The following is a 24522-nucleotide window of genomic DNA, read 5'->3' as shown; positions in this document are numbered from 1 at the left end:
AACGAGTCAAGCGCAACATCGATGTGGACCAGCGCCTCGCCTCGACGTTCAGCGCAAATGCGCAACCATCATGTCCTCGCCACCCATCCAGCGCAGGCATCAGCAGCTCACTCAGCTTGCCTGATCAGTATTCGCTGACGTCGATGACAGCCTGGGCAAAGGCTTGCGGGGCTTCTTGAGGCAAGTTGTGGCCGATACCGCCGATGATGATCCGGTGCGTGTATCTGCCCGAGAATTTCTTGGCGTAGGAACTGCTGTCGGGATGGGGTGCACCATTGGCATCACCCTCAAGGGTAATGGTCGGCACTGTGATCACGGGAGCTTCGGCCAGCCGGTTTTCCAGAACGTCATATTCCGGCTCGCCATGTGCCAGGCCGAGCCTCCAGCGGTAATTGTGAATGACGATGCTGACGTGATCCGGGTTGTCCAGGGCTGCGGCGCTGCGCTGGAAGGTGTCATCGTCGAAATTCCACTGCGGCGAAGCGAGTTTCCAGATGAGTTTGGCGAAATCGCGCGTGTATTTCTCGTAGCCGGCGCGGCCGCGATCCGTGGCGAAGTAATACTGATACCACCATTGAAGCTCCACCTCCGGTGGCAGCGGCACCACGCCGACCTGCTGATTTCCGATTAGATAGCCGCTCACCGAGACGATCGCCTTGCAACGCTCCGGCCAGAGCGCGGCAACGACATTGGCCGTTCGGGCGCCCCAGTCGCAGCCGGCGATCGTGGCCTTTTCGATCCCCAGCGCATCCATCAGCGCGATCGCATCCGCGGCGAGCGCCGACTGCTGGCCATTGCGCATCGTCTCGTCCGACAAAAATCGCGTAGTGCCGTAGCCGCGCAGGTAGGGCACAATCACGCGGTACCCCTTTGCGGCAAGCAGGCGAGCGACGTCGGTGTAAGTGTGAATGTCATAAGGCCAGCCATGAAGCAGGATCACTGGGGCACCTTCGGCGGGCCCTAGCTCCGCATATCCGACGCTCAGCTTTCCGGCATTGACCTGGCTGAGCGAGCCGAATGATTTCTGCCTGGGTTGCATCGCGGATGCCTTCGCCTCGACCATCCAAGTGGCTGCCGGTGCGTTCAAGCCGAGTTCGGTGGCGGCGAACGTCATTGCCGTTGCACCAACAATGCGTCGGCGGCGATGATCGACCGTCTCGGGAGCTTTATTCGCATTCATGATGAAGCCTCTATGATGACCAACAAGCGGGAGCGACCAGAACCCGCCGCCGTATCGGCCGACAGGAAATATTGCGCCTATTCCGACGGTGACTGCGACGAATCCAGGATTGTAACCGCTCGGCCAGGAGGCAGTGCGGCGAATTCTGACCGGATGCCGGTAAGGTCCAGCGTTTCCTCGATTTCCCTCCTGAGAAATTCGAGACGTAGGCCGTCCCCGCGCTTGGAAGCGGCTGGATGTAGCATCCGCAGAAACGGCAGCATGAGAATGACTCCTGATCTTTGTTGGGGTGAGAGGATATATTGCGTCTGATCTTATGCTCGGAGCCACCCTCGGCTTTTAGACGAGGCCCTCACGATCCATTGCGATGCGCACGGCCGGTCGCGCAGCCATTCGGGCGCGAAGCGCTTGCAAAGGCGCGGGAACAGGGACGTGGAAGCGGGCCGCCCAAAGCAGCATCACGAAAAGATAAAAATCCGCCACGCTGGGTTTGTCGCCGAACAGATAGTCGGTCTCGAGCCCGTCAGCGACGAACTCGAGTTGGCTCGTAATCGCCGCGCTCGCCTTGGCCTTTTCGGCATCGCTGCTTTGGTGCCACATCGGCTTGAAGCTTCGGTGTATTTCAGTTGAGACGTAGGCCAGCGCTTCGAGAACGCGGGTACGGCCCAACGGCCCCGCCACTCCCAGTGCCGGGTATTGTGACGCAATCCAGTCGAGGACTGCGATATTTTCCGTCAGCGCTTCGCCGCTATCCAGCACGAGGGCTGGAACATAGCCCTTGCGCGTGACGGTGGTGAAATCATTCCCGGAGCTCGTTCGTTTGGTTTTGAGGTTCACGCTTTCGCGCTCGAAGGAAACACCGGCCTCTTCCAATGCGATGTGATCCGCCAGGCTACAGGCGAGAGGGCTGTAGTAGAGTTTCACCGTTTTCCCTTTCTGACCCCGATTGAGTTCCGCAATTGGTCGTCGCCGGGCGAAAACCTGCCCAGCGCCACGCGAGACAACTGCTCCAAAAACTCGCACTTGGCGGGGACGACGACTACGACACCGACAGCTAGGCATGCCTGTGCCGAGGTATGATCGGGCTGAAGTTCGGGATCGCCGTGCGCAATGCCGGACGGTATCTCAGCTCAGTGGCCAACGGTTACCTGGAGGAATTCAGAACCTTCCATGACGGCGTCATCGCCAGCCCGGCCAGTCCTTCGCTCAGGAAATCATAAACGAAAGTATTGGACGCACGCGCCGTTGGCACGATGGCTCACACCCGGCCACGGCCGGCATATTCCGCGCGGCATGAGCAGACTGGAAGGCGAAAGCTGTGGCCTGCTTTTGCTCGATTGCCACCAACGCGATGACGCAGCTTCCAACATAGGAGTCGCCATCATGGCCGACCTTTCCGAAACCTCCACAGCCGAGCACACATTGCACGTCGAAGCGCCCGACGCGATCGAGGTCGACGTCTCCTCGCTGAGGCCAGGAACGTCGCTGATCGTCGACTGGCACGGCAATCCGGTGGTCGTGCGCAACCGCACTGAGCAAGAGATGAAGGACGGCCAGTCAGTCAGTCTCGCCGAGCTCAAGGATCCAATCGCCCGCAACGCCAACCTGCCGGTCGACGCGCCGGCAACCGACGCTAACCGAACTATGCCGGGCAAGGAAGCCTGGGTGGTGATGGTCCAGGTCTGCACCCATCTCGGCTGCATCCCGCATGGTCAGGAAGGCGACTTCGATGGCTGGTTCTGTCCGTGCCACGGTTCACAATACGACACCGCCGGCCGCATCCGCAAAGGTCCGGCACCCGAGAACATGGCGGTACCGGTGTTCCAGTTCGTTTCCGACACCAAGATCCGCATTGGTTGAGGCAGGGGGCATTTCGATGAGCGGCGACAAACACTCGACCTATACGCCCAAAACCAGAATCGCACGTTGGTTCGATGCCCGCCTGCCGCTGCCGCGGCTGGTGCACGACAGCTTCATCGTCTATCCGGTGCCGCGCAACCTGAACTATGCCTATACGTTCGGCGGCATTCTCACGATCATGCTGGTTTCACAGATCCTGACCGGCATCGTGCTGGCCATGCATTACGCTCCTGATACGGGACTGGCCTTCAATTCAGTCGAGGAGATCATGCGCGACGTGAATTCGGGCTGGTTGCTGCGCTATCTCCATTCCAACGGCGCGTCGTTCTTCTTCATTGCCGTCTACATCCACATCTGCCGCGGGCTCTACTATGGTTCCTACAAGGCGCCGCGTGAGCTGCTGTGGGTGCTCGGTTGCACCAATCTCCTGCTGATGATGGCGACGGCCTTCATGGGCTACGTGCTGCCTTGGGGACAGATGTCGTTCTGGGGCGCTACTGTCATCACCAACTTCTTCACGGCCGTCCCACTGATCGGCGACTGGCTCCAGCAGCTTTTGCTCGGCGGGTTCGCGGTCGACAATCCGACGCTGAACCGCTTCTTTGCGCTGCATTACCTGCTGCCATTTGTGCTTGCGGGCGTGGTGACCTTGCATATCTGGGCGCTTCACGTCGTCGGCCAGAACAATCCGACCGGCATCGAGGTCAAATCGAAAACCGATGTCGTGGACTTCACGCCCTATGCCACCGTCAAAGATGCCTTCGGCATCCTCGTGTTCCTGTTCTTCTTCGCCTATTTCGTCTTCTACCTGCCGAACTATCTCGGCCATCCCGACAACAACACGATCGCCAATCCGCTGAAGACGCCGGCCCACATCGTGCCGGAATGGTATTTCTTGCCGTTTTACGCGATCCTGCGGGCCATCACCTTCAATATCGGGCCGATCGATTCCAAGCTCGGCGGCGTGCTCGCGATGTTCGGCTCGATCGCGGTGCTGTTCCTGGTGCCGTGGCTCGACACCTCGAAGGTGCGCTCGGCGGTCTACCGCCCCTGGTACAGGGTGCTCTTCTGGCTGTTCGTTGCCAATGCCCTCTTTCTCGGCTGGCTCGGCTCCCGACCGGCGGAAGGCGCCTACGTCGTCATGTCCCAACTGGCGACGCTTTACTATTTTGCGTTCTTCGTCATCGCCATGCCGGTGCTCGGGCTGATCGAAAAGCCGCGACGGCTGCCGAATTCGATCACCGAAGCAGTTCTCGAAAAAGACAAGGCCAGCGGCCGAGGCCCGATCGCCGGGCCGGAGGCCAAACATTGAACTGTGAATGGCGGTGATCGTTCATGAACTGGTGGAACTCTCCTCTGGTCTACATCGTGTTGCTCGGCCTCGCCGGGATCGTCGTTTGGACCCTCATCCCCAGACGCTTCGCCAATGCGAAGCTGGTCGTCCAACTCAGCTTTTTCCTCGCGATGTCGGCCATGGTTCTCGACCTGCGCGTCGTGCCATACGAGGCCGCAGGGGACAACGAGACAACCGGAGGAGCGATCCTCATGGGCTCGGTCAAGCTGCTCTGGTGGGTTCACCTTGCCTGGGCGCTAATCGGATTTGTCCGTATCTATCTCGTTTTTGAGCGAAAGCCGCGCGAGGCACGTCTCCTGCAGGACGTCGTGGTCGGTATCGTCTATGCTGGAATGTTCCTGTCGATCCTGGCGTTCGTCTTTGCGGTGCCGGTCGGAACGCTCATTGCCACGTCCGGCGTGTTTGCCGTCATCCTGGGACTGGCGCTCCAGAATACGCTCGGTGACGTATTTTCGGGGATCGCGCTTAACCTCGGCCGCCCTTACGTACTTGGAAACTGGATCATTCTGAGCGACGGAACCGAAGGCCGCGTTGTCGAGACCAACTGGCGGTCGACCCAACTCCTGACCCCGACCCACAATGTCGTCGCGCTTCCGAACAGCCTTCTCGCCAAGATCGGGGTAACAAATCTAAGCGGTCCGGACGAGAGCCATGGACTTGCCGTAACCGTCAAGATGGCGCCAACGAAGACGCCGGCGATCATCGTAGACCTCATGCGCACCGTCTTGCTGAGCTGCAATTCAATCCTCCAGGACCCTTCGCCTTTGGTCACAATCAGAAGCCTGGATGCGGCAGCTATCGAGATCGAGTTGTTTTTTCGCGTCGCAAATCTTGACCAGCGAAGTGCCGCTCGGAACGAAATCTTCGATCTCATTTATCGCCATTCAAAGTCGACCGGCATGCTGCTGGCGGAGCCACTTTCGGCTTCGATTGCCATGACCAACCGGCTGAGCGACGAGAAGGCAGCCTCCCAAAGCTTCACCCCGATCGAACTCATCAGGTCCATACCGGTATTCTCGGCGCTAACGGATACCGAGCAGGAGTCGCTCGCCGCAGCGGCCTCGGTTCGCACCTACCATAAGGGCGAGATCATCGCACGACGGGGAGAGATGCTGCCGTCGCTCATGATCGTACGGACGGGAGTTATCGTCCGGCAAATTGGCGAGGACGATGCTCACCTGCAGGAGATCGGCCGGCTTGCACCCGGCGATTTCTTCGGCGAGACCGGCTTGCTCGCCGGCATTGGCGAGATGTCGAGTTTGCGGGCAATGACCCCCGTCGAGGTTTACGAGATAGACCAGGAAAGCTTTGCGCCGCTGCTGCACGAAAGGCCCGAAATGGCTGAAGACCTTGCGGCGATCCTGTCGAAGAGGGTGTCGGCTCTTAATGAAAGCGGCATCGCCGGACAGAACCACGCGAGCTCCAAATTCGCGCTCCTCAAAGCCATTCAGACAGTCTTTCGCGCCGCTCCGTTCAAGCGCGTTCGAGCACCTGGCTGACAAGGCATGCAGAAGGACAGAGATCCATGACCATCCGCCAAAGCGATATCACAGGCATCGATACAATCATCCAGCCGGCTATCCGTGATTTTGCCGACGGACTGAAGATAAGGCGCGTATTGCCCTCCTCGAATCGCCTGATGATCGGGCCCTTCATCCTGTTCGACCATTTCGGCCCCGCTATATTCGACGCAGGTCACGGTTTCGATATGGGACCGCATCCGCATATCGGCGTTGCGGCCGTGACCTACCTGATCGACGGCGAGATCGTCCACCGCGACAATTTCGGTAAAGTGCAGACCATCCGTCCTGGCGAGGTCAACTGGATGACGGCCGGGTCGGGCATCGTCCATTCCGAGCGCACGCCACCGGAAGTCCGGGCGTCGGGAAGCAATCTCTTCGGCGCTCAGGCTTGGATCGCCCTCCCCTCCCGCTATGAAGAAATTGCCGCCGACGTCGCACATTTTGGCGCTCCCGAAATACCCAGGATCTGTGCCGACGGCGTCGAGCTTACGTTGATCGCCGGCGCGTCCGACGGGTTGGTCTCGCCGGTAAGGACGTTCTCCGACATGGTCTATGCCGAAATTGTGCTCACGAGCGGTGCGCGATACCAGGTGAAACCCGAACACCGTGAGCGTGCAATCTACATCGTCGCCGGTGAGGTTGGAATTGTCGGCCAGTTCGGGACGTTTCATGAGGCCGAATTGATAGCTCTGGCGCCCGGCGCTGAGATTGTGCTCCAGGCGCCTGCCTTCCATGCGGCGAGGCTGATGCTGATAGGAGGCGAGCCCTTTTCCGAGCCACGTCATATCTATTGGAACTTCGTCTCCTCTTCAGCCGAACGGATCGAGCAGGCAAAGGCGGATTGGCGCGAACGCCGCTTCTCCGGCGTGCCGGGAGACCACGAGTTCATGCCTCTGCCAGATCGCAGCGTGTGAGGGATAAGGCAGCGGATGGTGACCTCAGCGCCGCGACAGCTTTACGCCGGTGGCGTAGGCAGACCACTACGATATCAAGTAGAGATCGTTCATCGTTTCCTCGTCGAGCAAACCGTCGAACCAGACGTCGAAGATTGTCTCGAGCAGGAACTCGTCGTTGCTTGCTTCGGAAAACAGCGTGAGGGACGCGTGCAACTTCTTCGCATCAACCCCACCGAAGACAGCGCGAGCGCTTAGGCCGGAGAGCCGCTGCAGTGTGCCAACACATTCCCGATAACGGCCTCCTAGGATCGGAAATGAGAGATAAGCGCTGGCTTCGTCGAGCGATGTGATTGAATATGGCTCAGGCGCAGTACCGCTTCGCCTGGTGGCCAACCTTGGGAAGATGAACTCCATATAGGGAGTGCACATCATTCCTTGACGGAGAATAGCCAGCGCGTCGTCGTAGACCGGATCCTGTGCGCTGACGAACCTCTGCAAATCATACTCGTCGTGCATTAGGATAGATCCCTGGGAAACCCTCAACATTCGTGCCCTGACTAGCCGTCGACGACATCTGCATAGTCCGGGTGCTTGGCGAAAAAGCGGCTCATGAAGGGACATTTCAAGATCGCTTTACGGCCGGTTTTGCGGAGCAGCTCGAAGGTGCCCTGCGCCAATCGCGACGCGATCCCTTGTCCGGAAAATTCCGACGGGACTTCGGTGTGTATCAGCGCGACCTTCCCGCCCTCGAGCCGATAGTAGGCCGCCGCAAACATATCGCCGGCGATCGGCAGCTCGAAACGGTCCTGTTCGACGTTTTCAACGACTTGTGCATCCATCTTTATCTCTCGATTGTATGTCACGTTTGTCACCGGAGGGAGATTGGCCGGCCGCTATCGCACCGCAGGCAACCGCAGAGTGACGGTCGTGCCTGCCCCAAGTGTGCTCTGAATATCGATGCTTCCGCCTGACTGCTCGGCAAAGCGCTTCACCATCGGCAAACCGACGCCGCCGAGGCCTTCGCTTTTGGTGGTGAAGAACGGATCGAAGGCGCAGACCATCGTCTCGCTGGTCATCCCGATACCGCTGTCCGCGACACGGATATCTACCTGACCGGCGGTAGAGCTTTCAGAGGCCAAGCCGGCATCGATCGAGATGAAGCCGCCGTCAGGCATTGCATCGCGCGCGTTGAACAGAAGATTCAGAACCGCATTTTGCAATCCAAGGCGATCGCATCTCACCAAAGGCAGGTCCGATCCAACCCGAAGCTCAAGACCGAAATTGGCATCCAAGGCGCTCCGCACGAGGGTTTCGATCTCAGCCAGGCAAGCACCTACGTTTGTGTATTCGATTTCCGCGGGGCTCTCTCGGGCCAGGCTGATGGTTTGCCGGACAAGGCCACCAGCCCGTTCCAAAGCCGTTTTGGCGCCGGCAACTACAGGCCCAAGCGCCGGAGCCGCTTGGATGCTCGGATCGCGGGCCAGGTGGTTCAACGCCGACGAGGCGACCTGAATGAGATTGCCCAGGTCATGGACGATGCCGGCCGTCGACATTTGCACGGACATACCACTTCCAGGACCATCGGATGGGCTGTCGAAGACATCTTCTTTTATGTCCGGACGAAACATTTCATTACCCCGTTGGCTCAGCCGACACCTATTTGCTTCAATACACTATAATTTATGGTATTTATTATCCATTATGTCTAAGAAGACTCCGATACATACTTCTGTATATCCAAACGCGAGACCATGATCTATTGATAGCCGATCCCGCTGATGTAGTTGGCAAGCAGCCGTTCCTGCAGTTCCTCTTGTTTGAAGAGCGCCTTCATCGCATCACGGATATCGAGGACGCCTAGCGGTTTCGAGTCAGCCCCGAGCACCGGCACATTCTGCAGGCCTTGCGCGGCCATGGTCTGCCAGACTGAATGAAGATCATCATCGGGACCACAAGACACGATGGACCGGCTCATCAATGCCGCAATCGGCGCTTCTGTTGGCCCTGAATTCGCTAGATGGCGGACAAGGTCGGACTTGCTCAGCACGCCTGCCGCCTCCCCACTGCCGTGGCACACCACGACCAGGCCTATTGCGGGCCTGGAAAGTGAGAGTGCTGCACTGCGGAGTGGAGCGTCGACGTCGATCACCATGAGACGGGCCGATATTACTGGATGCAGACTGTCAATGCGCATGACGCCCTCCTGAGAGCGCCTCGCGGCCGCGGCCGGGAGGCTGGGATCGGTTCCAGGGTTTGGTCGCCGAGGTCGGCGCCTTTGCCTGGCCGGTCAGAATGGCGCGAAAACAAGCGCCATTCTGACCCATTCCAAAGATTAGCTTAGCGCTGCTTTGCTCAGGCCAAACTTCGCATCCCCCGAGCCCGGGACCGGTTTGAAGCCGATGTTCAGACGGTTCCAAGAATTGACCGCCATGACGACGAAGGTCAGATCGGAGATTTCCTTCTCGGAAAGCTGCGACCTGACCCGATCGTAGACCTCGTCCGGGACACCCTGCTCGGGCAGCTTGGTCAAGACTTCCGTCCATGCCAAGGCTGCACGCTCGCGAGGAACGAACAAGGTCGAATCCCGCCAGGCTGCCAGGTGGTAAAGGCGCAGTTCGCGCTCGCCATGTATCTTCGCCTGTTTGACGTGCATATCGAGGCAGAAGGTGCACCCATTCAGCTGCGCGGCTCGGACTGCAACAAGGTCGCGGATTGGTTCTTCGATTGACCCCTCTCGCGTCGCACCAAGAAATTCAATAAATTTCTTCAGAAGTTCCGGCGACTGCTCCGCATAACTCGCGCGTTGGGCGACGGCTTTTCCTTTCGGAGCGACCGGTGACGCTGCAATATTCATTACTTATCTCCTTGAGGTGTTTGCAATCCATTGCAGCGTAAGGATGACCGGTGAGCCAAACTGTTGCTATCGTGCCGATGATATGTATTGCCACTCGATTGGTTTTGGGCGCCTAAACCGAAGTATAGGAGGTGGAAATTGGTACCCTGAACGCTGCCATCGGCAATTCGCTTTGCCGCAGGCATGCGACAGGCGCACAGCGTTTGGGTCATATGAAGGGCTCGGCTGAGCTGGCCAGCGTCGATCGAGAGACCTGGATCGAAACTGCGTTCACTCTTCGAAGGGAGCGTTCATCACAAGATCAACTGCCGAAGTCGCCTTGTAGCCTGAAACAAAGCGCTCGCCGAAGTCCCGGGCAAAGTTGTCGTAGGTGGTTTCCGGCCTGACCTCGGCGATATGGCAAAAGCATCGAGTCATCCGTCGCTTCATTTGGAGGCGTGGAAACTCACCGATGATCTTTGCAATCTCGGCTGACGAAACGAGGCTGTATTGCAAGCCGACGACATCGAGGCAGATGCCGGCTGTGCAAAGCGCCACCTCAGCCTCCTTGTAGAGGCCGATCGACGGCGTCGAGTTGAGGGCGATGCTGTCCCAGATCAATTGGGCGCGCCGCTCGTCGAAGCCGCCTTCCCGAACGAAGGTGCGGGCGAGATCGGCGCCTTCCACTTCGAAACGGCGCGGCCCGGCGAAGTCCTCATTGAGGGTGACGTCATGCAACAGAGTTGCAACGGCAACAACCTCCGCGTCGTGCTGGATATTCTGAATCTGTCCGATCCGGGCCGCGAAAAGCCAGGATCGGACCACGTGGTTGAACAAGTAAGGTTCACATCGCTCGCGAGCATGTTCGATCGCTCGGCCGACAAGCGGTGTATCGGGGACCGAAATCCCCGCAAGTGTGCGGCTGGCGATCGAATTCATGTCACTGACCGTCCCTTCGCATACGCCCCGATGGTCCGGGGGGCCACGATTTCATTTCGCGTTCGTCGTCAGTTCCTTTTCGCTGGTGTCGACGACGAAAATAGCAAGCAGACGAGCGCCTTCCGTGTTGCTGGCGTTTTCGCTGACGGCATGACGGTCGCCCGGGAATTCCGAGAAACTCTCGCCGGCGCGATAAGTCTTCACCGGCCCATCGTTGACCTGGCTTCGGATCGTCCCCTCCAGGACCGTGGCATAGATGAACGCGGATTTGGGATGGGTATGGGCCGGCGACGTACCCCCTGGCGCGTACTCGACGAGCACGGCTTTCATGCTCTTGCCAGGCACGTTTGGAAGAGCCTGGTCGTAGACAAGCTTCACGCTGGCGGCGTCTTTGGCCATTACCGCGGTGACGGAAGCGGCGGTGAGCGCGGCGCAGAGAAGTGTTTTGATCATGTCTGGTCTCCTTGTTGTAATGCGAATGGTGGGCCTATCCGATGATTGCTTACTTCGGTGGTGTGTATCGGCTGAGCCAATCATCGAAACGCACGGCGCCGATGCGCGCATTCTCGCCGGGCACAAGCGTTCGATCGTCGATTGCCACCTGGCCATAGTAGAGCGCGCCGGGATCCGGGACGACTTTGCGAGGGTCGTTGGTGGCCTTCAGGAAGCGCTCGACAAGTTCGCTCATGCGAACGCGCTCCGGGCCGGCAATTTCGATCATGCCGTTCAACGGCGCGGCAAGCGCGACGTCCGCCATCGCATCGGCAACATTATCAGCCGCCATGGGTTGGAAGTAGGCCGGTGACATATGAATGGTATCCCCGACGACGCCTGTGTTTGCGATGGCGGCGGTGAATTCGAAGAACTGAGTGGCGTGAACGATCGTGTAGGGAATTCCGGACTCCCTAATCAGCTTTTCCTGAAGCAATTTGCCGCGGAAATAGCCCATGCCCTGCAGCCGGTCGGTACCGACGACCGACAGCGCCACGTGATGACGGACACCGGCAGCCGTTTCGGCGGCAAAGAGATTACGCCCGGATGCCTCGAAGAACTCCAGGGCAGCCTTTTCCTCGAACGACGGCGAGTTCGCGAGGTCGACGACGACCTGCGCACCGGAAAGCGCGGCGGCCAGACCCTCTCCCGTAACGGTGTTGACGCCCGAATTCGGCGACGCCGCAAGCACGTCGTGTCCTTTGTTTCGCAGTCTCTCCACGGTCTTTGAACCGATCAGCCCGGTTCCGCCTATGACGACGATCTTCATGTCTAGTCTCCTGGTGTTGCGTGTCTATTTTCGTTGCTCGATCGGATGCTGGGCGTTTCCGGCCTGCTACTGACTGACCGATGCAGCAGCATCCTCGATGAGTGACGTGACCTCGTCGGGATGCGAGACCATGAGCGCGTGGGACGCGCCCTCGATGACGACGGTCTTTACCGCGTGCGCACGCTTGGCCATGAAACTCATGACGGCTGCCGGGATGTTCCGGTCATCTGAGCCGTAGATCATGTAGGACGGCAGCGTCTTCCATGAGGCGACGCCCGCGGCTTCAGCCAGAGCTGCCTGCGCAACAGGGCGTTGAGTGGCAGCCATCAGCAAGGTCTGCTCTTCCGGAACGTCGGCGGCGAACTGGGCGCGGAACTTGGCCGGCTGGATGAAGAGGTCTTGTCCGCCGTCCGACAACGCGACTGGAGCAAGCGCGCTACCCAAGGTGCTGCCGGGAAACATGCTGGACAATGTAAGGCTCGATTCGCCGGTATCCGGCGCGAATCCCGCCACGTAGACCAAGGCCTTCACATTAGGATTGCCATTGGCGGCCTCGGTGATGACAGGCCCGCCGTAGGAATGCCCCACCAGCACGACCGGCCCGGAAACCGACCGGACGATGGCTGAGACTGCTTTCGCATCGCTGGCAACGCTGCGGAGCGGATTGGCTGCGGCTATCGCTACATAACCGTCTTTGCTGAGTTTCGTGATGACTGCGTCCCAACTCGACGATTCCGCGAAGGCGCCGTGCACCAGTACGATCGTCGGCTTGGGCTGAGAATTCGCGGCCTGCGCCATCCCGCCGCCCGACGCGGCAAGCGCCGCAGTGAGCGCCAGGACTCGAGTTATGTTTCGCATTTGCTTTCTCCCGTGTGGCCTGTGGTGACCAATGCTCAGGAGAATGCGCCGATGCGGCCCGCCAACCTATTGTGCGGAAGGGTCTGTCATACAATGCCAAGGTGCAGGGTAGGTCATCAGGGAGATCAGGTGCTCCGGAGCACGATTGAGGTATCTATGCCGGGTGTGCATTGTCGGCAGGCGCCGAAATAGACACTGAGGGCGCGCGGCCCGAGAGCTGTCGATCCGTTGAGCATTGGTGAGCCGGCCGGATCGACACTGCGGCAAAGCCTTCTCTCGTCAACGACATAGTCCCTGGCCTTCGGCCCGAATCGCCCAATGCCCTCGTATGGGTCAAACAGCCGGACCGTCTGATCGTGTCGCTGCGTCAGGGCATTTATATTTGCATGGGTGAATACCATCCAATCTACCAATGGAGTTACCAAAATGAAAATGACAGTCCTTGCTGCCGCCGCGCTTGTTATTACAGCAGGAAGCGCCATTGCCGGAAGCGACCACTATGGATCAAACGGAGGCCAGCAGCCTGCGACTGCGTCTGACAACATGTATACATCCTCGATCAAAAAAATGAACAACGATATCAGGGTTCCGAAAACCGTACGCAAGCCGACTGTTCCCAGCGATGAATATGGCCAGGGCATCTGGGGTCACTGATCCCGACCTACAGAAAATTGAAGGGACCAGGGCGTGACCCGGTCCTTCCGCCGTATCGGCAATACGGCTCCGTGGAGGTCCGTCTGTCGGCAAATCCACTGCCCGGCCGGCTCGTGCCCGGCCTGTCCGCGCCTGTCGAGATTGACCGAGGGAGCGCCCTCAGCGAGGACAAAGTCCGTTGAATGGCGCCTGACCGTGGCCTTCGCCGACAGCATTGCTCAGTGTGCCGATTTCTGTCTTGCGCGTTGATCCCTGCAATGCGACTGCAGCCGTTTACGTACCTCAATTTGCGTCCTGTCGACGAACGTTCTCGCCTTCGACCTATTTGGCGTGACTCGTGCGGCAGCTTCCCGGAAAATCTTCGTCAGGAAGACCGATTGCTCAGCCGTTATTCGGCAGTCTATTGGAGCGACGACATCGCAGTCGTGGCTCAGAGCACTGCCATCCCGCCGTCGACCCGCAGATTGATGCCCGTAACGAAACTGCTCGCGTCCGAGGCAAGGAACAGGGCGGCTTTTGCCAGCTCTTCCGGCTGTCCCATCCGGCCCAGGGGTATTGCTTCCGCCATCGCCTTTTCAAACAGCCCGCGCTCCTCAAACGGTATGCCTAGCTTATCGAGAATAGCCGTGTCCACCGGACCTGGGCTGAGCACGTTGACCCGGATGCCGCGAGACTTCAGTTCGATAGCCCAACCGCGCGCAAAGGCATTTATGGCGGCCTTCGAGCCCGCGTAAACAGCATGACCGTCCAAAACCTTCTCGCTGGCCAGCGAGCCTGTGAGGATGATTGCGCCGCCGTTCCGCATGATCGGAATCAGCTTCTGGACGCCGAAGAAGACGCCTCGCGTGTTGACGGCAAATTGCGCATCATATTCTGCCTCGGAGACGTCGGCCGAGTGGGTGATAGTGTTTATGCCGGCGTTCGCCATATAGATGTCGAGCGCCCCGAACCTCTGGAGGATCTGCTGCGCCACCTCATCATGGTGCGCCACATCGGCCACATTTCCCTGAATGCCCAGCGCGCCTGCCCCGATCTGCGCGACCGCTTCCTCGACCGCCTGCCGCCGGCGGCCGGTAATGACGACTTGCGCGCCCTCGGCGGCAAAGATTTTTGCAGCCGATAGTCCGATCCCGCTGTTTCCGCCGGTGACCACCGCGATCTTGCCTGAGAGTGCGCCCATGTCGTTCCTGCCTTCGAAAAATTGTGCCGGTGCTGCTGCGATAGTCGCAACCGCTGGCCAAGAAAATTTCACGCCGAATTGAGACCGCCAAAATGAGCGGCAATCGCAAACGGCTACCGATTGATAAACTCGCGGCGCTTAGCCAGTTTGACGTCTTGGAGAGCGCATTGGCCTTCAAGGCAGAACAAGCGCGCGGCGGCGACCCCCGACAGCGCGACGTGTGTCGAACACCGGCGATCGCCTCCGCGCTGCACAGGCGCGGTTGCCCGAATGGCAGCCGTGTCGCAGCACATGTTTCGCGCCTTTGCCAGCGCTCCAGCTCGATGGCGCAGTGGTTCGGTTCCACAATCCGGGACATGAGCCGGCAGAACCAGCATTCAGGCCACCGCTCGGCTATGCGAGCGCACAAGGTTTGACCTGGCGCGCCACCCGAAATGCGGTTCAGGGCGCGCGAAATATTGCCAAAGGTGGTCATCGGCGGCTCCAAGGAATTGCGGAAAACATGCGGTCGTGACTGAGGCTTGCTATCCTTTGATGAAGGCGAGCAGGTCAGCATTGACCTGATCCTGGTGCGTGGCCGTAATCCCGTGGGGTGCGCCGGGGTAATAGATATCCTTTGCGCCTTTGATCAGTCGGGCCGACTTGACTGCCGAGTCCTTGACGGGGACGATCTGGTCGTCCTTGCCATGCAGGACCAAGGTTGGCACATCGAACTTCTTGAGATCCTCGGTGAAGTCGGTCTCGGAGAACGCCTTGACGCTTTCGTACGCGTTCACGAGACCCGCCTGCATGCTCCAGAGCCAGAACTGATCCAGAATCCCCTGGGAAACCTTGGCGCCTGGCCTGTTCGCGCCGTAAAACAACGGTGCGAGGTCCCGGTAGTACTGCGAACGATCCTTGACGAGGCCAGCCCTTATGCCGTCGAATACCTCGATCGGCAGGCCTTCCGGATTGGCCGGCGTCTTCACCATGATCGGCGGAACAGCGGCGATAAGAACAGCCTTGGCCACCCGCTTCGTCCCGTGCCGTCCGATATAGCGAGCAACCTCGCCTCCTCCGGTGGAATGTCCGACCAGCGTGGCGTCCCGGAGATCCAGCGCCTCGATCACGGCTGCAAGATCGTCCGCATAGCCATTCATGTCGTTGCCGGACGTGGCCTGGCTCGATCGCCCATGGCCGCGCCGGTCATGCGCAACCACGCGGAAGCCGTTATGGGCAAGAAAGAGCATCTGGCTGTCCCAGGCGTCGGAATTCAGCGGCCATCCGTGCGAAAATGTGACGACAGGACCCTTACCCCAGTCCTTGTAGTAGATTTCGGTGCCGTCCTTGGTCGTGATGGTGCTCATCGTCTTGGTTCCTTTGGTTGAGGGGGAAGAGGGAAGGTTTTGTTTTCGGCTCGCGGCCGAAGCAGCGCGGGGCAGTCCGGCGGCAACGGTGGCGATCAGGCCGGCCAACAAGACATCGCGGCGAGATCCGCCGACGGAGAAAAGTCCGTCGTTGTTCATCATGTCCATCCATGTGCTTTGAACATCCTGCTCACCATCACGACCGTCGAATCGGCCCGTGCGGTCGCGGTCGGGGAGGAACGAGCGAGGAGCGGTAGAAACGCGACGGTCGTGATGGCTTGCGAGGAACAGGATGCACCGATCCGGGCCGCGAACCTATTCTACGGAAGCATCTGTCATACGATGCCAAGGTGCAGGGCAGGCACGCCGAGGATTGGGGACGGGCCGAGGCAAGCTCTTATAGACATACGTCAATTTAGGCTTGGGTAGCGGCGCGGGACCGACGCGGCATGGCCGGCGTCAGTTGCTGTGCATGAAATGTTGCGAGTTTGTCGGTCAGACCGGCGCCGCAAAAGAGCGCCGCTCAGAGGTAGCGATGTTGGCGCGGGCCTGGCCGCAAAACACCCAATAGGACCACCGATGTACATCAGGACCACCCGCAGCAGCAGGAGCGTGCCGACGGGCAGGAAGGCCTTCGCGCGCTGAAGAAGCAAATTTCCCACAGCCTGAAATGGCCGGGCGCGCTGGGCAATCCTATTGGATGGGGCATGGATCGGCTTGTGCCAATTCTAGACCTCGCGCATCGGCGCGGGCAGCGTTTCCCACGCCCGGATCAGTTCACCGATGGAAGCGGCTTCCATCTTGCGCATGACATTGCCGCGGTGAAGCTTGACGGTCACTTCACTGATGCCGAGGTCGAAGGCGACCTGCTTGTTGAGGCGCCCGCGCGCCACTTCACGCAGGACCTCGCGCTCGCGCGGCGTCAGCGTCTCGACGCGCTCGATGTTGCGCTTGACGATCACGGCATCCGCCCGCCGTTTGGCGTCCACCGCAATGCCCGCGATCACGGCGTCAAGCAGCGTCTGATCCCGCACCGGTTTCGTCAGAAAGTCCACGGCGCCGGCCTTCATCGCCTGGACAGTCATCGGGATGTCGCCATGCCCGGTCAGGAAGATGATTGGTTTGGGGTTGCCGTTTTTCGCAAGATGGTGCTGCAGATCGAGACCGCTCGTCCCTGGCATGCGCACGTCGAGGATCAAACAGCCGGGGCTCTCCAACACGTCGGCGTCAAGCAATTCACGGGTCGAGGTAAAGCACACCGGCAGAAAACCCGCCGACAGGATCAATTCAGACAGCGCCTCCCGAACAGAGGCATCATCATCGACAATAATGACCAGCGGCTGCTCGGCTTCAGCCCTCCGCTGCTGTGATGACGGCGTCGATCTCCGTAAGGGCAATTGGTCAACTCTCATGTTTAGCCTCCGTTTCTGGGTTGCGTAAGGCGTCGCCGATCGCCGCAAGCAGTGCCTGGCCATCGAACGGCTTGCGGAAAAGCCTGCCAATGCCCTTGGCGCGGTGCTGATCCACTATCTCGTGGCGGCCGGTGATCAGGAACACGGGCAGATCCGGACGCGCCTTCTTGACCAAGTCGCGAAGTTCAAAGCCGTCCATGCCGGGCATCCCGATGTCGGTGATAAGCATGTCCAATCCAGACAGGCCGCTGACCAGCAACGACCTCGCCGACGAGAAGCTGCGGGCCACATAGCCGGCGGACTCCAAGAGGTCCTCCAGCGACTCGAGCAGTCTTGGGTCATCGTCGACGATCGCCACGACAGGCCTCCGCTTGCTCACCCTCAGCTCCCCCCTGCCCGGCGCGAGTGCGTGATCGGTATTCCCAATCGCTCGGCGATGCGCACGAGGTCGGCGAGCGACGCCGCGACCATCTTCTGCATGACGTTCCTTCTATGAATTTCCAGCGTAACTTCGCTGATCCCCAGCTCAGCGGCCGCCTGCTTGTTGAGCAGGCCGCTGACCACCAGCGGCAGCACCTCACGTTCGCGCGGCGTCAGTTCGAGATAACGTTGCTTCAACACGCCCAGCTCGGCGCGCTCCGATCGCTGTGCCCGATCCTGGGCAATCGCTGCATGGATTGCGGCCATGAGGTCTGCATCGCTGAAGGGCTTAGTCAGGAAATCCACGGCGCCGTGCTTGATCGCACGCACGGAGGACGGGATATCGCCATGTCCTGTCAGGAAAACGATCGGCGGATGATCGCCCTCGGCAATCTGCCGCTGCAGATCGAGGCCGTTGATATCCGGCAACTCGATATCGAGGATGAGGCAGGCAGGGACGTCCGGCTTGTCAGCGCGGATATAATCGCCCGCCGATCCGAACGCTACGGCACGCATGCCGTGCGCAGCCAGCAGCTCACTGAGCGCCTCCCGGATGCGTTCATCGTCATCTACGATGAAGACAATTTGGCCGTCCGTCGTCATGACGCCGCTTTCGCTTCAATCGGCAACGTGAAGATAAACGTCGCTCCACGTGGTTCGTTCTTCTCGACCCATAAACGCCCGCTGTGCGACTCGATGATCGAACGGCAGATCGCCAGTCCCATGCCCATCCCTTGCTCTTTCGTGGTAAAGAACGGTTCGAATATCCGGTCGGGAAACTCGACGCCCCGGCCGTGATCGCTGACTTCGGTCTGGACAACATCCCCGATATGGCGCACGCGGATTTTGATAACTCCGTCGTCCGCACCAGAGTCCATCGCCTCCATGCCGTTGCGGATGAGATTGACCAGAACCTGCTGGATTTGGACGCGATCGAACGCGACTAGCGGAATGTCGCTTCCGATATCAACGCTGATGCGAACGCCCCGCCGCATCGCTTCCTCGGTCACGAGGTCGCGTGCCTCTGCGATGACACTGCTGAGCGTCGCATTGGTTCTCGTCTCGGTGGATTGCTTGAACAGCGCGCGAATGCGGCCGACGACGTCCGCCGCCGAGTTGGCGTCCCGGATAATGCGCTCGGCCGTAATCTTCGCGCGTTCGACGTTCGGCGGTGCTGCGGACAGCCAACGGTGGCATGCATGGGAGTTGGCGACGATCGCAGCCAGCGGCTGATTCACCTCGTGGGCGATCGAAGCCGAAAGCTCGGCGAGACTTGCAGCCTGAGCCGCTTGCGCGAGTTTGTCGGACGCTTGTCGCAGCGCTTCCTGGGCGCGCACCTCTTCGTCGATGTCGAGGGAAACCCCGTACCATTGCACAACCGCCCCGTCCTCATCACGCCGCGGCTCCACCCTGCACTCCGCCCAGCGATAGCCATCTGTTTCGCGCCAGCGAAACCGCATCGCGGAACCGCCGCCTGTTTCGAAACAATTCAGCAACGTGCTCAGCACCTCGGGAGCATCTTCGGGATGAACCAGTTCTTGCAGCAATTCCTCGATGCGCGGCTCTCCGAGTGCTTCGAAATCAGCGATCACGGAGCGGAAATGGTCCTGGTACCGCTTGTTGAAGTAGACCGGCCCGCCGGTCGGCACCGCGCTCCAGATGCGGACCGGCACAGCGTCGATCATCTGCTGAAGCTGCAATTCGCTCCGCCGCAGGGCCTCTTCAGCTTGCATTTGATCGTCTATGTCGTGACAGAGGCCGTACCACTGGACGATGCGGCCAGTGTGATCGCGCATCGGCTCCGCCCGGCTCGACATCCAATGATAGACGCCATCGGCGCGGCGCAAGCGATACCTCATGGAGAAGCGCTCGCCGGTGGCGAGGCAGTGACTGAGCGTATCGCCGAATGCTGCTGCGTCGTCCGGATGGACGCCGGCCTTTATCATCGCCGCCAGCCGGCTGATGCCCGGTTTGTCCAAATCCGTTACGTCCAGGCCGAGAAAGTCGACCATGCGCTTGTTGAAAAAGGTCGGATCGCCATCGGGCCTCAGGCGCCAAACGTGGCTCGGAACCATGTCGACAAGCTGCGAGAGCTCCCGCTCCCGGTCGCCCAATGCCTCAAGGCTTTCACGCAAAGTGAGCACCGCCGCCTGATGCTGCCGGGATATGGCGGCCACGACGAGCGCCGAAAATGCCGAGATGGCCAGAAAAAGCTGCAGCATGATCTGGTTGTGCTTCTGGGACTCGGGATCGCCGGCAAATTGGCTGGCGCCGGATATCGTGAATACCGCCGTGATCAGAGCGAGAACGGTCAATGCTACGGCGGCGCCTCTGAACTCAAAGCGCACTGCGGCCCAAAGAAGAGGCGGCATGATGATGTAGGCGAAGGGCAGATAGCCGCTCAAGGAAAGGGCGGCGATACCAAGAAAGATCAGCCCCAGGACGCAAGCTTCCATCCACCGCGCTGCTGAGAGCTGCGCCTTGCCGCGCCAGTTCTGGAACACGACCAGCGCCAGTGGCGCTACGATCAGGACTCCCGTCGCGTCTCCGATCCACCACAGCGGCCAAGCCGTCGCAAAGGTTTGCGATTGTATGCCAAACCACGCAAGCGCCGCACTTCCCACCGTCGCGCTTGCAACTGGCGCAATTCCAGCGGCCAGTACGACGAATGCGAGAACGTCGCGCAAGGTTTCCAGCCGAACTGGGCGCTTGCAGGTCTGGTTCACGAGCCATGCGCCGGCCACCGCTTCAAGAGCGTTGCCGGCAAAGATCAGGAAGGCCGCGGGCAGCGGAGTGTGGAACCACAAGAAGTTGCTGAACAGTTCGGCCAGACAGGCCCCCAGCACCCACCACGGCCAGCTATACCTGGAGGCGAAGACAAGCGTAGCGATGAACAGTCCGCTCGGAGGCCAAATGGAAATCCCTGTTCCAGGTATGATTGCGAGCGACTGGGCGAAGCCGCAGCCCAGGACATAGACCGTAATAAAAAGCCCCAGATGCAAGAATTGGGGACGGTGCGACCAGACGCGCGATAACCTGCCTCTTTCAAGATCGCTGATCATGTTGCCGCGAATCAGGCCTGGTTCACTCGTCGCCAAAGATCGGCCACTTCCTTGCAATCCCGGTCCGGATCGGTCGAAGTCATGCTTTAACGCGCCCGTTGCGTTGGAATCGGTCTCGCCAAGTGAGTTGGGCGCTGTCGTCATCGGGTGCCCCTGACGGACAAACAAACTCTGGAGATTGTCGGCGCTTCGTATAGCACTTGCTCTTGGTAGCTGGATCTGGGCTGACGGACTCACACCGTCACCCTAATCCCGCCACGCCCCAACCGCACCTCATGGAAATCCATGCATTGCGCGGGGGCAGCGACGCCCTTCACCGAAAGGAGAATAAACCAAGCGTTTGCTGAGCGCCGCCGGACACGTTCAGCATCGTCCAAGATGAGGACGATTGTCGTCGTCCGGCATCATTGCACAGCTTTCGCTTCAACCGGGAGAGTGAAGATGAATGTCGCTCCATGCGGCACACTGTTCTCCGCCCATAGGCGTCCGCCGTGAGACTCGACGATCGAACGGGAGACCGCCAGCCCCATGCCCATCCCATTCCCTTTCGTCGTAAAGAACGGCTCGAATATCTTGTTAGGACGTTCGATACCCGGGCCGCGGTCGCTGACCTCGGTCTGGATCGTGTCCTCCATCCGGCGCACACGCAGCCCGAGAACCCTGTCCGTGGTGGAGTCCATCGCCTCCATGCCGTTGCGAATGAGGTTGACCAGGACCTGCTGGATCTGGACGCGATCGAAGGCGACGAGCGGAAGATTGCTTTCGACATCGATGTCCATGCGAACGCGACGCCGTATGGCTTCCTCGGCCATGAGGTCACGCGCTTCGGCAATAACGCTGGGGATCGGCGTGCTGGTTCTCATTTCAAGCGAAGGTCTGAACAAGGCACGGATGCGGCTGACGACATCCGCCGCCGAGTTGGCATCGCGGATGATGCGCTCGGCCGTGATTTTCGCGCGCTCGACGTTCGGGGGCACGGCGGACAGCCAACGGTGGCATGCGTTGGAGTTGGCGACGATGGCGGCCAACGGCTGGTTCACCTCATGAGCGATGGATGCGGAGAGTTCGGCAAGGCTCGCCGCCTGGCTCGCACGCGCAAGTCTCTCTTGTGCCAGTCGAAGCTCCTCTTGTGTTCGCACCTCATTTTCGATGTCGAGGCAGATAACGTTCCACTGCACGATGGCACCTTCAGCGTTGCGCATCGGCGCGGCGCGCGTCTCGACCCAGCGATATTCACCATCGAAGCGCCGCAGACGGTGCCGTCGCGCATACGGCTCGCCGGTGGACAAACAATGGGCATATCTCTCTTTGACACCTGTCAGGTCGTCGGGATGAACACCGGCGTCGAGTGTGCCAGCCAGCCGGGACTTTCCCGCTTCGTCCAATTCCTCAAGATTGTATCCGAGGAATTCGCGGAGCTGCTGGCTGCGATATATCGGTTCGCCATCCGGAGCGGCGCAATCGATCATTGCCGGCAGCGTTTCAACGAACTGCCAGAGCGCACGTTCTCTCTCGCGCAGCGCCTCTTCGACGCGCAGCTGGTCGTCGATGTCGTGCGTAAGGCCGTACCATTGGACGATGCGTCCACCTTGGTCCCGCAGCGGCTCCGCGCGGCCCTCCATCCAGCGATAAACGCCGTCGGCACGCCGCAGGCGATACTTCATGAAGAAGCGCTCGCCGGTGGCGAAGCAGCTGTTGAGTGCTTCCCTCAGGCTGGCGGCATCGTCGGGATGGACGACGTTGGCAATGAAGGCCGCCAGCCGGCTCGTGTCCGGCTTTTCCGCGTCCGCTATGTCCAGGCCGAGAAAATCTATCAGGCGCCTGTTGAAAAAGGTCGGCTCGCCGTTCGAAGACAGCCGCCAGAGGTAGCTCGGAACCATGTTGACGAGCTGCGAGAGCTCTCGTTCGCGGTCGTGCAATGCGGCCTGCGTGGTCACCAGATCATGGATGTCGACGCTCACGCCGTACCACTGGAGGATGCTGCCATCTTCGTCGCGCAGCGGCTCGGCGCGAGTCTCGGTCCAGCGATAGCCGCCGTCGGCCCTCCGTTGGCGATATCTCTGAACGTAAGGCACGCCCGTTGCGAATGAATGGCGGATCGCCTGCCGTGCGGTGTCGATATCGTCTGGATGGATCACGCTCAGGGACGGCGAGCCGTCCGGGGCGGTGATGTCACCGAGCGTGGCCCCGGTTACGTCGGTGAACCGCTTGTTGACGTAGGATGGCCTTCCCTCCCGTGTCGTACTCCAGATCAAAGCGGGCACGGTGTCGATAAGCTGCTGAAGGCGCCGCTCACTTTTGCGCAACGCCGCCTGCGCGCGCACCTCATCGTCGATGTCGAGAGAAACCCCGTACCATTGCACGACCGTTCCGTTGTCATCGCGCCGCGGCTCCACCCTGCACTCAGCCCAGCGATAGGTGCCGTCTTTTTCGCGCCAGCGAAACCGCATCGCGGAGCCGCCGCCAGTTTCGAAACAATTCGATAACGTGCGCTGCACCTCGGGAGCATCTTCGGAATGAATAACCTCGTGCAGCAGCGTTTCGATGCCCGGCTCGCCGAGAGCATCAAAGTTCGCGATAACGGAGCGGAAATGGTCCTGGTATCGCTTGTTGAAGTAGACCGGCCCGCCGGTCGGCATCACGCTCCAGATGCGGACCGGCACGGCGTCGATCATGTGCTGCAATTGTCGCTCGCTTCGCCGCAACGCCTCTTCGGCGTGCATCTGATCGTCTATGTCGTGACAGAGGCCGTACCACTGGACGATGCGGCCGGCGTCATCGCGCATCGGCTCCGCCCGGCTCGACATCCAGCGATAGACGCCATCGGCACGGCGCAGGCGATAGCGCATGGCGAAGCTCGCACCGGTAGCGAAGCAACCACGGAGTGCATCGCCGAATGCTGCTGCATCGTCCGGATGGACGCCGGCCTGTATCATCGCCGCCAGCCGGCTCATGCCCGGTCTGTCCATATCCGTTATGTCCAGGCCGAGAAAATCGACCATGCGCTTATTGAAGAAAATCGGCTCGCCGTCCGGATCGAGCCGCCAGATGTGACTCGGTACCATGTCCACGAGCTGCGAGAGCTCCCGCTCGCGGTCGCGCAATGCTGACTCCGCCCGCTTCTGGTCCTCAATGTCTATTGTCGTGCCGTACCATTGAATGATGCGGCCCTGACTATCGCGAAAAGGTCGTCCTGAGCTTCGAAACCAGCGATAGACGCCATCGGCGCGCCGCAGACGATGCTCGGTGTCATAGTGATCGCCGGTTTCGAGGCAATGCCGCCATCTGGCGGCGACACGATCATAATCGTCGGGATGGACGGCTCGACGCCAGCCGAACTCAACGTCGTCTTCGGAGGTGTTGAGATCCTCATGCGTGTTGCCGAGGAACGCCACGGTGTTTGGGCTCACAAAGGTGAATCGTCCGGCGGCATCGGCTGCCCACGCGTGGCCGGGCATACTCTCGATGATTTGCAGCGCGAGCGTTGCTTCGGGGTCGATTTCGCCAAGTGAGTCGGACGCTGCTGTCATTGGCTTCTCCTGTCGGACAAAGAAAGCCTGGGGACGGTCAGCGCTTTATATAGCACTTGTTTTCAATATCTGGACAGGCGAACTCACCGCCTAAATCTAGTCCCGCGATGCCCCGGCTGCATCTCATGGAAATCCATGCATTGCGCGGAGATATCGCCGCTGCGGCGGCCCGGCCGCTACGGCGCGCCTAACGATCGCCTCGGGCAAGAAGCGA

General features: G+C 60.1%; 23 protein-coding genes and 2 pseudogenes. 6 read left to right on the top strand and 19 right to left on the bottom strand.

Annotation, left to right across the window (positions count from 1 at the left end; genetic code table 11):
• Positions 1-124: 124 nt before the first annotated feature.
• Positions 125-1180: an alpha/beta fold hydrolase gene (locus NKH37_RS22360; protein ID WP_353041365.1), complete on the bottom strand. Its 1056-nt coding sequence runs from the start codon at positions 1178-1180 to the stop codon at positions 125-127.
• A gap of 339 nt (positions 1181-1519) precedes the next feature.
• Positions 1520-2104 carry a glutathione binding-like protein gene (locus NKH37_RS22355; protein WP_353041363.1) on the bottom strand — a complete coding sequence of 195 codons (585 nt, stop codon included), beginning with the start codon at positions 2102-2104 and terminating at the stop codon, positions 1520-1522.
• A gap of 459 nt (positions 2105-2563) precedes the next feature.
• Between NKH37_RS22355 and petA the strand changes: the two genes are divergently transcribed.
• Genes petA through NKH37_RS22335 form a run of 4 tightly spaced genes read left to right on the top strand, consistent with a single transcriptional unit; the run spans position 2564 to position 6831 of the window.
• On the top strand, positions 2564-3040 hold the full coding sequence (gene petA, locus NKH37_RS22350) for a ubiquinol-cytochrome c reductase iron-sulfur subunit (protein WP_031193388.1): 477 nt from the start codon (positions 2564-2566) through the stop codon (positions 3038-3040).
• 16 nt (positions 3041-3056) lie between these two features.
• A complete protein-coding gene (locus tag NKH37_RS22345; RefSeq protein WP_352483846.1) occupies positions 3057-4352 on the top strand; it encodes a cytochrome b in 1296 nt (431 codons plus the stop codon).
• Between the two features lie 23 nt (positions 4353-4375).
• Positions 4376-5893, top strand: a complete 1518-nt coding sequence (locus NKH37_RS22340) for a mechanosensitive ion channel family protein (protein WP_023717001.1) — start codon at positions 4376-4378, stop codon at positions 5891-5893.
• 26 nt (positions 5894-5919) lie between these two features.
• Positions 5920-6831 (top strand): pirin family protein, encoded by a 912-nt coding sequence (locus NKH37_RS22335; RefSeq protein WP_023717000.1) that lies wholly within the window; start codon positions 5920-5922, stop codon positions 6829-6831.
• Between the two features lie 66 nt (positions 6832-6897).
• On the opposite strand, the gene NKH37_RS22330 is transcribed toward NKH37_RS22335, so the two are convergent.
• The 9 genes from NKH37_RS22330 to NKH37_RS22290 form a co-directional block, all read right to left on the bottom strand.
• Positions 6898-7329, bottom strand: coding sequence for a DUF1810 domain-containing protein (locus NKH37_RS22330; RefSeq protein ID WP_352908451.1), 432 nt, complete (start codon positions 7327-7329; stop codon positions 6898-6900).
• 41 nt (positions 7330-7370) lie between these two features.
• Positions 7371-7652, bottom strand: coding sequence for a GNAT family N-acetyltransferase (locus tag NKH37_RS22325; protein WP_352483845.1), 282 nt, complete (start codon positions 7650-7652; stop codon positions 7371-7373).
• Positions 7653-7706: 54 nt separating this feature from the next.
• On the bottom strand, positions 7707-8441 hold the full coding sequence (locus tag NKH37_RS22320) for a sensor histidine kinase (protein WP_023716997.1): 735 nt from the start codon (positions 8439-8441) through the stop codon (positions 7707-7709).
• 128 nt (positions 8442-8569) lie between these two features.
• A complete protein-coding gene (locus tag NKH37_RS22315; protein ID WP_352483844.1) occupies positions 8570-9007 on the bottom strand; it encodes a CBS domain-containing protein in 438 nt (145 codons plus the stop codon).
• Between the two features lie 138 nt (positions 9008-9145).
• Positions 9146-9667 carry a carboxymuconolactone decarboxylase family protein gene (locus NKH37_RS22310; protein WP_352483843.1) on the bottom strand — a complete coding sequence of 174 codons (522 nt, stop codon included), beginning with the start codon at positions 9665-9667 and terminating at the stop codon, positions 9146-9148.
• A 270-nt stretch (positions 9668-9937) separates the two neighbouring features.
• Positions 9938-10384: a hypothetical protein gene (locus NKH37_RS22305; protein ID WP_352547617.1), complete on the bottom strand. Its 447-nt coding sequence runs from the start codon at positions 10382-10384 to the stop codon at positions 9938-9940.
• A 252-nt stretch (positions 10385-10636) separates the two neighbouring features.
• Positions 10637-11038 (bottom strand): cupin domain-containing protein, encoded by a 402-nt coding sequence (locus NKH37_RS22300; protein WP_352812267.1) that lies wholly within the window; start codon positions 11036-11038, stop codon positions 10637-10639.
• A gap of 49 nt (positions 11039-11087) precedes the next feature.
• A complete protein-coding gene (locus NKH37_RS22295) occupies positions 11088-11846 on the bottom strand; it encodes an SDR family oxidoreductase (RefSeq protein WP_353041360.1) in 759 nt (252 codons plus the stop codon).
• 66 nt (positions 11847-11912) lie between these two features.
• Positions 11913-12704: an alpha/beta fold hydrolase gene (locus NKH37_RS22290; RefSeq protein WP_352812261.1), complete on the bottom strand. Its 792-nt coding sequence runs from the start codon at positions 12702-12704 to the stop codon at positions 11913-11915.
• A gap of 426 nt (positions 12705-13130) precedes the next feature.
• On the opposite strand from NKH37_RS22290, the gene NKH37_RS22285 reads away from it, so the two are divergent.
• Positions 13131-13358 carry a DUF680 domain-containing protein gene (locus tag NKH37_RS22285; RefSeq protein WP_353005939.1) on the top strand — a complete coding sequence of 76 codons (228 nt, stop codon included), beginning with the start codon at positions 13131-13133 and terminating at the stop codon, positions 13356-13358.
• 430 nt (positions 13359-13788) lie between these two features.
• Here the strand turns inward: NKH37_RS22285 and NKH37_RS22280 are convergent, their stop codons facing one another.
• Positions 13789-14538 carry a glucose 1-dehydrogenase gene (locus NKH37_RS22280; RefSeq protein WP_352812256.1) on the bottom strand — a complete coding sequence of 250 codons (750 nt, stop codon included), beginning with the start codon at positions 14536-14538 and terminating at the stop codon, positions 13789-13791.
• 92 nt (positions 14539-14630) lie between these two features.
• Here NKH37_RS22280 and NKH37_RS22275 point away from each other — a divergent pair, with 92 nt between their 5' ends.
• Positions 14631-14954 (top strand): hypothetical protein, encoded by a 324-nt coding sequence (locus NKH37_RS22275; RefSeq protein WP_353041358.1) that lies wholly within the window; start codon positions 14631-14633, stop codon positions 14952-14954.
• 108 nt (positions 14955-15062) lie between these two features.
• On the opposite strand, the gene NKH37_RS22270 is transcribed toward NKH37_RS22275, so the two are convergent.
• The 7 genes and pseudogenes from NKH37_RS22270 to NKH37_RS22245 all read right to left on the bottom strand — a co-directional run bounded on the left by NKH37_RS22270 (position 15063) and on the right by NKH37_RS22245 (position 24308).
• Positions 15063-16043, bottom strand: coding sequence for an alpha/beta fold hydrolase (locus NKH37_RS22270; RefSeq protein WP_502896349.1), 981 nt, complete (start codon positions 16041-16043; stop codon positions 15063-15065).
• Positions 16044-16612: 569 nt separating this feature from the next.
• On the bottom strand, positions 16613-17296 hold the full coding sequence (locus tag NKH37_RS22265; RefSeq protein WP_352483882.1) for a response regulator transcription factor: 684 nt from the start codon (positions 17294-17296) through the stop codon (positions 16613-16615).
• Positions 17286-17675, bottom strand: a complete 390-nt coding sequence (locus tag NKH37_RS22260) for a response regulator (protein WP_352483835.1) — start codon at positions 17673-17675, stop codon at positions 17286-17288. Before NKH37_RS22260 ends, NKH37_RS22265 begins: the two co-directional genes overlap by 11 nt.
• A gap of 2 nt (positions 17676-17677) precedes the next feature.
• Positions 17678-18319, bottom strand: a complete 642-nt coding sequence (locus tag NKH37_RS22255) for a response regulator transcription factor (RefSeq protein ID WP_023716982.1) — start codon at positions 18317-18319, stop codon at positions 17678-17680.
• Positions 18316-18975, bottom strand: a pseudogene (locus tag NKH37_RS34055) (sensor histidine kinase); the annotation flags it as partial. The gene NKH37_RS22255 and the pseudogene NKH37_RS34055, both read right to left, overlap by 4 nt.
• Before the next feature lie 30 nt (positions 18976-19005).
• Positions 19006-20778: pseudogene (locus NKH37_RS22250) on the bottom strand (MASE1 domain-containing protein); the annotation flags it as partial.
• A 404-nt stretch (positions 20779-21182) separates the two neighbouring features.
• Positions 21183-24308, bottom strand: a complete 3126-nt coding sequence (locus tag NKH37_RS22245) for a PAS domain-containing protein (RefSeq protein WP_353041356.1) — start codon at positions 24306-24308, stop codon at positions 21183-21185.
• Between the last annotated feature and the right edge of the window lie 214 nt (positions 24309-24522).

Origin of the sequence: Mesorhizobium sp. M1217 (genome assembly GCF_040318275.1) — a bacterium.
Taxonomy (GTDB): domain Bacteria; phylum Pseudomonadota; class Alphaproteobacteria; order Rhizobiales; family Rhizobiaceae; genus Mesorhizobium.
Note: the sequence above shows the minus strand (reverse complement) of the source record. Positions and strands in the feature narration are given on the sequence as shown.

Bases quoted from the DNA above. Each gene is read 5' to 3' on its own strand.
- NKH37_RS22310 (WP_352483843.1), bottom strand. From the start codon at position 9,667: ATGAATATTGCAGCGTCACCGGTCGCTCCGAAAGGAAAAGCCGTCGCC.
- NKH37_RS22345 (WP_352483846.1), top strand. From the start codon at position 3,057: ATGAGCGGCGACAAACACTCGACCTATACGCCCAAAACCAGAATCGCA.
- NKH37_RS22270 (WP_502896349.1), bottom strand. From the start codon at position 16,043: ATGAACAACGACGGACTTTTCTCCGTCGGCGGATCTCGCCGCGATGTC.
- NKH37_RS22335 (WP_023717000.1), top strand. From the start codon at position 5,920: ATGACCATCCGCCAAAGCGATATCACAGGCATCGATACAATCATCCAG.
- NKH37_RS22315 (WP_352483844.1), bottom strand. From the start codon at position 9,007: ATGCGCATTGACAGTCTGCATCCAGTAATATCGGCCCGTCTCATGGTG.
- NKH37_RS22290 (WP_352812261.1), bottom strand. From the start codon at position 12,704: ATGCGAAACATAACTCGAGTCCTGGCGCTCACTGCGGCGCTTGCCGCG.
- NKH37_RS22330 (WP_352908451.1), bottom strand. From the start codon at position 7,329: ATGCACGACGAGTATGATTTGCAGAGGTTCGTCAGCGCACAGGATCCG.
- petA (WP_031193388.1), top strand. From the start codon at position 2,564: ATGGCCGACCTTTCCGAAACCTCCACAGCCGAGCACACATTGCACGTC.
- NKH37_RS22325 (WP_352483845.1), bottom strand. From the start codon at position 7,652: ATGGATGCACAAGTCGTTGAAAACGTCGAACAGGACCGTTTCGAGCTG.
- NKH37_RS22320 (WP_023716997.1), bottom strand. From the start codon at position 8,441: ATGTTTCGTCCGGACATAAAAGAAGATGTCTTCGACAGCCCATCCGAT.
- NKH37_RS22285 (WP_353005939.1), top strand. From the start codon at position 13,131: ATGAAAATGACAGTCCTTGCTGCCGCCGCGCTTGTTATTACAGCAGGA.
- NKH37_RS22300 (WP_352812267.1), bottom strand. From the start codon at position 11,038: ATGATCAAAACACTTCTCTGCGCCGCGCTCACCGCCGCTTCCGTCACC.
- NKH37_RS22340 (WP_023717001.1), top strand. From the start codon at position 4,376: ATGAACTGGTGGAACTCTCCTCTGGTCTACATCGTGTTGCTCGGCCTC.
- NKH37_RS22275 (WP_353041358.1), top strand. From the start codon at position 14,631: ATGAGCGGCAATCGCAAACGGCTACCGATTGATAAACTCGCGGCGCTT.
- NKH37_RS22265 (WP_352483882.1), bottom strand. From the start codon at position 17,296: ATGAGAGTTGACCAATTGCCCTTACGGAGATCGACGCCGTCATCACAG.
- NKH37_RS22255 (WP_023716982.1), bottom strand. From the start codon at position 18,319: ATGACGACGGACGGCCAAATTGTCTTCATCGTAGATGACGATGAACGC.
- NKH37_RS22360 (WP_353041365.1), bottom strand. From the start codon at position 1,180: ATGAATGCGAATAAAGCTCCCGAGACGGTCGATCATCGCCGCCGACGC.
- NKH37_RS22280 (WP_352812256.1), bottom strand. From the start codon at position 14,538: ATGGGCGCACTCTCAGGCAAGATCGCGGTGGTCACCGGCGGAAACAGC.
- NKH37_RS22295 (WP_353041360.1), bottom strand. From the start codon at position 11,846: ATGAAGATCGTCGTCATAGGCGGAACCGGGCTGATCGGTTCAAAGACC.
- NKH37_RS22245 (WP_353041356.1), bottom strand. From the start codon at position 24,308: ATGACAGCAGCGTCCGACTCACTTGGCGAAATCGACCCCGAAGCAACG.